Origin of the sequence: Aeromonas sp. Marseille-Q5825, from assembly GCF_946892685.1 — a bacterium.
GTDB lineage: Bacteria > Pseudomonadota > Gammaproteobacteria > Enterobacterales > Aeromonadaceae > Aeromonas > Aeromonas rivipollensis.
This window is the reverse complement of the sequence record NZ_CAMPOU010000005.1, coordinates 101,874-109,166: the sequence shown is the minus strand read 5'-3', so window position 1 is coordinate 109,166 and position 7,293 is coordinate 101,874. Positions and strand designations below refer to the sequence as shown.

The following is a 7,293-nucleotide window of genomic DNA, read 5'->3' as shown; positions in this document are numbered from 1 at the left end:
GAACCACCTGATCCCATGCCGAACTCAGAAGTGAAACGCGGTAGCGCCGATGGTAGTGTGGCATTCGCCATGCGAGAGTAGGACACTGCCAGGCACCCAATTAAACAGTTGTGCACACATTGCATGACTGGCCGAGAGGATGACACCTCGTTGAAACGGCAGACAATTTAGCAAAATGCTAACCAGACAGCGGAGCGGTAGTTCAGTCGGTTAGAATACCGGCCTGTCACGCCGGGGGTCGCGGGTTCGAGTCCCGTCCGCTCCGCCACTAATTTGAAAGGCCTTCCCTCACGGGAAGGCCTTTTTGCTTTTGGATATTCGTGAACGGGATTAAGGAAACAAGGGACCACAGACAGGGCTGCGACTTGCCACTGGCAACTCGGTCCCTGCCTGTGGTCCCTTGTGCTTGAGCCGGACCGTGCCCGTCTCCCCGTCCGCTCCGCCACTAATTTGAAAGGCCTTCCCTCACGGGAAGGCCTTTTTGCTGTGCGCATTCAGCATCTGAGTCCAAGAAGGCCAACCTGTCGATTGGGCTTCTTTCGTTGTGCTTTGTCATTGTGCCAAGGGACTTCCCTAGTAGTAGATGCAGAGCCAGACGGTGGTCTCGGTAGGATGAGTCCACTCCACCCTGTGCTGAAGGTGCGCCGGGATGTTGATGTAGTCCCCGGGTCCAAGGTGAACGCGCTCCTGGAGCCCGGTATCCGGTGTGATGAAGACCAGAATGGCTTCGCCTTGTATCAACGCTACCCACTCGTGTTCATCCTGATCGAACCATTCCCCCGTGGGGGTCTGTTGTCCCTGGGAGAGGATACGCTCGATGCGAAAGTGATTGGTGCTGACCAGGTCGGTGAACACCTCATTGGGCAGGGGGGAGGGGATCTGGCCAAGCAGGTTGCCTGTGTGCATGGGCTTGTCTCCGGCTGATGGGGGCTAGCTAAGAGTGTAGAAGCTGAAGGGGAGCTTCCCATGGGGAAGTTGAGGCCTCCAATGAGGCTTTAAATGGAAAAGTTCGGGAAAATGGTGGCTGATCCGCTGCAATCTCGCCAAATTCTTGCTATTTTGCGCGCCATTACGCAAACGATTTCCTTCACACATTCAGGATGAGTTATGGCAACGCAAGAAATGACGGCCCGCACCGGCAATAGCGGGTTTCTGGACTCCTATTTCTCCATCACCCAGCGTGGCAGCACAGTCCGCCAGGAGTTGCTGGCCGGACTGACCACCTTCCTGGCCATGGTCTACAGCATCATAGTGGTGCCGAACATGCTGGGTGCTGCCGGTTTTGAGCAGGGCCCCGTCTTCGTGGCGACCTGCTTGATCGCCGCCTTCGGCTCCCTGCTGATGGGCCTCTGGGCCAAGCTGCCGATGGCCATAGGTTGCGCCATCTCCCTCACCGCCTTTACCGCCTTCAGTCTGGTACTGGGTCAGGGACTGAGCATTCCGGTCGCGCTGGGTGCCATCTTCCTGATGGGTGTGCTGTTTACCCTGATCAGTGTCACCGGCGTGCGCCAGTGGATCCTGGATAACCTCCCCTCCGGCATCGCCCACGGTACCGGCATAGGTATAGGTCTGTTCCTGCTGCTGATCGCCACCAACGGCGTTGGCATGGTGATCAAGAACGAAGGGGCCGGTCTGCCGGTTCAGCTGGGTGAAGTGACCTCCTTCCCGGTCATCATGACGGTGCTGGGTCTGGCCGCCATCTTCGGTCTGGAGCGTCGCAAGGTGCCGGGCGGCATCCTGATGGTGATCATCGCCATCTCCATCCTCGGCCTCATCTTCGACCCGAAAGTGACCTGGCAGGGTTTCTTCGCCATGCCGAGCCTGACCGGCGAGAAAGGTTCGCTGGTAGGCAGCATGGATCTGCTGGGCGCCCTCAACCCGGTGGTCATTCCGACCGTGCTGGCGCTGGTGATGACAGCCGTGTTTGACGCGACCGGCACCATACGTGCCGTGGCCGGTCAGGCGGGCCTCATCAACGAGCGTGGCCACATCATCAGCGGCGGCAAGGCCCTGACTGCCGACTCCGTCAGCAGCATGGTGGCTGGCGTGGTGGGTGGTGCTCCGGCTGCAGTCTACATCGAATCCGCCGCAGGTACCGCAGCCGGTGGCAAAACCGGTCTGACCGCTGCACTGGTCGGCGTGCTCTTCCTGCTGATGATCTTCCTCTCCCCGCTGAGCTATCTGGTACCGGCCTACGCCACAGCACCGGCCCTGATGTACGTCGGTCTGCTGATGCTGGGCAACGTCACCAAGCTGGACTTCAGCGATTCGGTCGATGCCCTCGCCGGCATGCTGTGCGCCGTCTTCATAGTGCTGACCTGCAACATAGTCACCGGCATCATGCTGGGCTTCGTGGCGCTGGTCGTGGGTCGTCTGTTTGCTGCCGAGTGGAAGAAACTCAACGTCGGCACCGTCATCATCGCCGTGGCGCTGGTGATCTTCTATGCCGGTGGCTGGGCCATCTAAGGCTTCCGGTGATAGCGAAGGGCCCTGCGGGGCCCTTTTTCATGGCTGTGAGGCCGTTAACAGTTTCCCGCCCGTTTGCCCCGCGCCGTTTCAGATTGAAACGCCAATGCCCCTTCTCCTGTTTCAAATCCGAACCGAACAGGCCGTCATTTTTCTCCCGATTTATCCCGTTAGACTGGCTTCATCAACCATCTGCCTACCCGTGCGGTGGCAAGCCAAGGAGTGAGCCATGAAGAAGCTGATCAATGCCGTCGATGCCGTGGTCCGTGAACAACTGATGGGGATGGCTGCCGCCCACCCCGAGCTCAAGGTCCGTATTGAACCCCACTACATCACCCGTGCCGACGCCCCCGTGATGGGCAAGGTGGCGCTGGTCTCCGGCGGTGGCAGCGGCCATGAGCCGATGCACGGCGGTCTGGTGGGCAAAGGGATGCTGGATGGCGCCTGCCCCGGCGAGATTTTTACCTCCCCGACCCCGGATCAGATGTACGAGTGCGGTCAGGCCGTCGATGGCGGCGCTGGCGTGCTGTTCCTGGTGAAGAACTACACCGGCGATGTGCTCAACTTCGAGACCGCAGTCGAGCTGCTGCACGGCGACGGGGTCAAGGTTGGTTTCTCGCTGATCGATGACGACGTGGCGGTGAAAGACAGCCTCTATACCGCCGGTCGCCGTGGCGTTGCCACCACAGTGCTGTGCGAGAAACTGGTGGGGGCCGCCGCCGAAGCGGGCTATGACCTGAGCCGCTGCGAAGCGCTGGCTCGCCGCATCAACAACCAGAGCCGCACCATAGGCGTCGCCATGCACGCCTGCACAGTGCCTGCCGCCGGCAAGCCCTCCTTCACCCTGGCCGACAACGAGATGGAGTTCGGCGTGGGCATCCACGGCGAACCGGGCATAGAGCGCCGCCCCTTCACCGACCTCAATACCCTGGTGGACGACATGTTCGAAGAGCTCTCTGACAACACTCCCTATGGCCGCACCCTGCGCCACTGGGACAGAGCCTCCGGCAGCTGGCAGGAAGAGCACACCTTTATCGAGCCGCTGAATGCGGGCGATCGGGTCATCGCCCTGGTCAACAGCCTCGGCGGCACCCCCATCTCCGAGCTCTATGGCGTCTATGGCCGCCTCGCCACCCTGTGCGAAGAGGCGGGCATCCATCTGGTGCGCAACCTGATTGGCCCCTATTGCACCTCCCTCGACATGACAGGCATCTCCATCACCCTGCTCAAGGTGGATGATGAGCTGATGACCCTGTGGGATGCCCCCGTTCACACCCCAGCCCTGCGTCGCGGCTGCTAAGGAGCCCTCATTCTCATGCTAAGCAAACATCAGATCGTCAACTGGCTGCTCGACTGCGAGCACATCTTTGCCGAGCAGCGTGACTACCTCACGGCGCTGGATACCGACATCGGTGACGGCGACCACGGCCTCAACATGCAGCGCGGCTTTACCAAGGTGGCCGAGAAGCTGCCCGCTGTGGCGGACAAGGACATAGGTCAGGTGCTGAAAACCACCGGCATGACACTGCTCTCCTCGGTCGGCGGTGCCAGCGGCCCCCTCTACGGCACCTTCTTTATCCGGGCTGCGGCCAGTACCGACGCCTGTCAGAGCCTCAGCCTCAGCCAGCTTGGCAAGATGCTGAGCGACGGGGTCGAGGGGATAGTCTCCCGCGGCCGCGCCGAGCCGGGGGACAAGACAATGTGCGACGCCTGGTGGCCGGCACTGGCCGCCCTGCAACAGGCCCAGCAGCAAGAGCTCTCCCTCAATGATGCGCTGGACAAGGCAGTCGCGGCTGCCGCAGCCGGCACCGAGGCCACCATACAGATGCAGGCCCGCAAGGGGCGCGCCAGCTATCTGGGCGAGCGCAGCATAGGCCATCAGGATGCCGGGGCCACCTCGACCCTGTTGCTGCTGACCGCCCTGCGTGACAGAGCGAGGTTGTGACATGATCGGAATCGTCGTTGTCTCTCACAGCGCCCAGCTTGCGGCCGGATTGAAAGCGCTGGCCGATCAGCTCGGCAGCCCGGCTAGGTTGTTGCTGGCGGCCGGGGTCGATGACCCCGACCACCCCATAGGCACAGATGCCATCGCGGTGATGAGTGCGATCGAAGAAGCGGACGATGGTAGCGGTGTGCTGGTGCTGATGGACTTGGGCAGCGCTCTGCTCAGCGCCGAGACAGCCCTCGAACTGCTGCCCCCCGAGTTAAGCGCCCGGGTGCGGCTCTGTCCCGCCCCGCTGGTCGAAGGCACCCTGGCCGCCGTGGTGGCGGCCGGTTACGGTATGACGCTGGATGAGGTGGCCGCCGAAGCGCTCGGTGCCCTGGGCCCGAAACAGGCGATGCTGCCTGCCAGCGCGGCGCAAGCCGCCACTGAGACAGCACCGGCAGCCGACGACGGCTGGCTGCGCTGCGAGGTGGTGGTGGATAACCCCCACGGCCTGCATGTGCGCCCCGCCGCTCGACTGGTGGCCGCCCTCAAGCCCTTTGCCGCTGAACTCAAGTTGCAAAAGGGGGATAAAGAGGCCAACCCTCGCAGCCTGACCCGGCTCGCCATGCTCAACGTGCGTCAGGGCGACAGACTCACCCTGCTGGCGCGCGGGGAGGATGCCGATGCGGCTTTGAGCTGCTTCCAGCAGCTGGCAGCGGAACGCTTCGGCGACTGAGGCTCATATTGCTGTATCAAGGCCCCGCCAGTGCGGGGCCTTGTCGTTTAGCTATCCGTGGTAGTCGGCAGGATCGATCTCGAGCAGCTTGAGTCGCCGCCACAGGGTGGTGCGACTGATGCCCAGATGCTGGGCCATCTGGCTCACCTGCCCCTTGCAGGCATGGGCGCAGCGCAAGATGGCCTGGCGCTCCAGCTCCGCCAGGGTGAGCAGCGGTTGCCCCACCACCTCATCCGCTACCCGCTGATAGCCGTGCCGAATGGCGGCGGGCAGCGCCTCCGGCGGGATCGGCCCCTGACCGGCGTGAAGCAGGGCATGCTCGACGGCGCTGCGCAGCTCCCCCAGATTGCCGGGCCAGGGATAGGCCAGCAGACAATCGAGGGCCGCCGGACTGAACTGGCGCACCGGCTCGCGCCCCTGCGCCGCCAGCTGCTGGCTGATAAGGCCCGGCAGATCCGCCGCGCGCTCTCGCAGCCCCGGCAGCCATAACTCGCACGCCTGCAAGGCATAGAGCAGCTGGCGGCCAAACAGCCCCTCCTGCACCAGCTGCTCCAGCGGGGCGCTGCTGGTGGCGATGATCCGCACCTTGAGCGGCAGGATACGGGCCGAATCGAAGCGCTGGATGCGACCGGTTTTGAGCAGTTGCAGCAGCGCCGCCTGCATGGGAGCGGAGAGGCACTCCACCTGCTCCAGCACCAGGGTGCCGCCGTGGGCTAGCTCGAACTTGCCCGCCCGCTCCTGCCCCGCCTCGTCGGAGCCCATCAGCTCCAGCGCCATCCGCTCGCTCGGCAGCGCCTTGCAGTTGAGGGTAATAAGCGGCCCGGCGGCCCGTTCGCTGCCGAAGTGGATCGCCTCCGCTAACTGGGCCTTGCCCACCTCCTCTTCGCCGCGCAGCAAGATCGGCCCCTGACTCTGGGCCGCCTGTCTGGCGTGGCGCAGCAGCTTGCGCATGGCGCTCGACTCCCCCACCAGTGCCGACAGCTCGGGCACCGTCTGGCGCAGCTGGTGGATGGCCCGCAGCCGATCGACCGGGTGAAGCAGGGCGATAAAGCTGACCCCCTCCGGACCCGGCAGCGGCTTGAGGCTTATCAGGGCATTGATGAACTCCCCGGAATGCACCCCGAGCCGCTCCAGCGTCACCTCCACATGACTGAGCGGCGTCTGCTCCTTGATGGCCAGCTGCAACCGCTGGGGCAGCAGCAGGTGCTGCTCCAGCGGCTGGCCGAGACAGAGCGCCGGATCTAGCCGCAGTCGGTTGGCCGCCAGCGCGTTGAGGTAGCGCAGCCTACCTTGCGGATCCCAGGCCAGCACGCCGTCATCCATGCCGTCCAGCAAAGCGTAAAGCTCGCTCAGATGGTGCTGGGACTCCTGCATCAGGGTCTCCATCTGCAGCAGATGGGCCAGCTCGCGACCGGCGCTGACTGTGAGCGCCAGATCCCCGACCGTTGCCTCCTCCACCCGGCAGACCAGGGCCATGATGGCGACCTGACGACCATTGCTGTTGTAGACCGGGCTGGCGCAGCTGTGCCAGGGGTGCAGGGTCTGGTTGAAATGCTGGGGGCCGCTGACGCAGAGCGGCACTCCCTCCAGCGCCGCCAGATTGATGGCATTGGTGCCGATGCGCCCCTCGCTAAAAAAAGTGCCGGGGCCAAAGCCCAGGGCTTCGAGTTCTGCCAGCGTCTCGCGATGGCCGGTGCGGGCCAGCAGGCAGCCGCTCTCGTCGGTGAGCAGCAGGGCGCAGGGGCGCCCCTCCATGAATTCGTAGAGATCCTCGAGGGCCATCTCGCCTGTGGTGAGCAGGTCCCGCTTGCGCTGGCGCAGGCTCTGCAAGGTCTGCCCCTTGGCACTGTGGGGCGGATGCCAGAGGGTGGCGCTGGTCTGGTGGGCGCAGCGCAGCCAGGAGGCCTGCAGATAGTCAGGGCAGGGCTGGGGTGGCAGACGGTCAGATGGCATTGTCACGGCAGTATCCGATAAGCGCGCAGCCAGAAGGCATACCCATAGTCAGGAAAGGGCTGGGGTGGCAGACGGTCAGATGGCAGGGTCACGGCAGTATCCGATAAGCGCGCAGCCAGAAGGCATACCCATAGTCAGGAAAGGGCTGGGGTGGCGGGCGGTCAGATGGCAGGGTCACATGCAATATCCGGCATAGAGAGAGGCCGACCAT

General features: G+C 63.6%; 6 protein-coding genes, 1 tRNA gene and 1 rRNA gene. 6 read left to right on the top strand and 2 right to left on the bottom strand.

Features of this window, described 5'->3' with window-relative positions:
- A 5S ribosomal RNA gene (gene rrf, locus OC537_RS14905) occupies positions 1-94 on the top strand; the annotation flags it as partial.
- Positions 95-191: 97 nt separating this feature from the next.
- A tRNA-Asp gene (locus OC537_RS14900) sits at positions 192-268 on the top strand.
- 305 nt (positions 269-573) lie between these two features.
- Here OC537_RS14900 and OC537_RS14895 read toward each other — a convergent pair.
- On the bottom strand, positions 574-906 hold the full coding sequence (locus tag OC537_RS14895) for a cupin domain-containing protein (RefSeq protein WP_033130088.1): 333 nt from the start codon (positions 904-906) through the stop codon (positions 574-576).
- 201 nt (positions 907-1,107) lie between these two features.
- On the opposite strand from OC537_RS14895, the gene OC537_RS14890 reads away from it, so the two are divergent.
- From OC537_RS14890 to dhaM, 4 genes are all read left to right on the top strand, one after another.
- Complete coding sequence (locus tag OC537_RS14890) at positions 1,108-2,466, top strand: NCS2 family permease (RefSeq protein ID WP_025328604.1); 1,359 nt, start codon at positions 1,108-1,110, stop codon at positions 2,464-2,466.
- 229 nt (positions 2,467-2,695) lie between these two features.
- Positions 2,696-3,766 (top strand): dihydroxyacetone kinase subunit DhaK, encoded by a 1,071-nt coding sequence (gene dhaK, locus OC537_RS14885; protein ID WP_262112398.1) that lies wholly within the window; start codon positions 2,696-2,698, stop codon positions 3,764-3,766.
- A gap of 15 nt (positions 3,767-3,781) precedes the next feature.
- Positions 3,782-4,411, top strand: a complete 630-nt coding sequence (dhaL, locus tag OC537_RS14880) for a dihydroxyacetone kinase subunit DhaL (RefSeq protein ID WP_033129740.1) — start codon at positions 3,782-3,784, stop codon at positions 4,409-4,411.
- Position 4,412: 1 nt separating this feature from the next.
- A complete protein-coding gene (gene dhaM, locus OC537_RS14875) occupies positions 4,413-5,129 on the top strand; it encodes a dihydroxyacetone kinase phosphoryl donor subunit DhaM (protein ID WP_262112397.1) in 717 nt (238 codons plus the stop codon).
- A gap of 51 nt (positions 5,130-5,180) precedes the next feature.
- On the opposite strand, the gene dhaR is transcribed toward dhaM, so the two are convergent.
- Complete coding sequence (gene dhaR, locus OC537_RS14870) at positions 5,181-7,082, bottom strand: dihydroxyacetone kinase operon transcriptional regulator DhaR (protein ID WP_262112411.1); 1,902 nt, start codon at positions 7,080-7,082, stop codon at positions 5,181-5,183.
- Between the last annotated feature and the right edge of the window lie 211 nt (positions 7,083-7,293).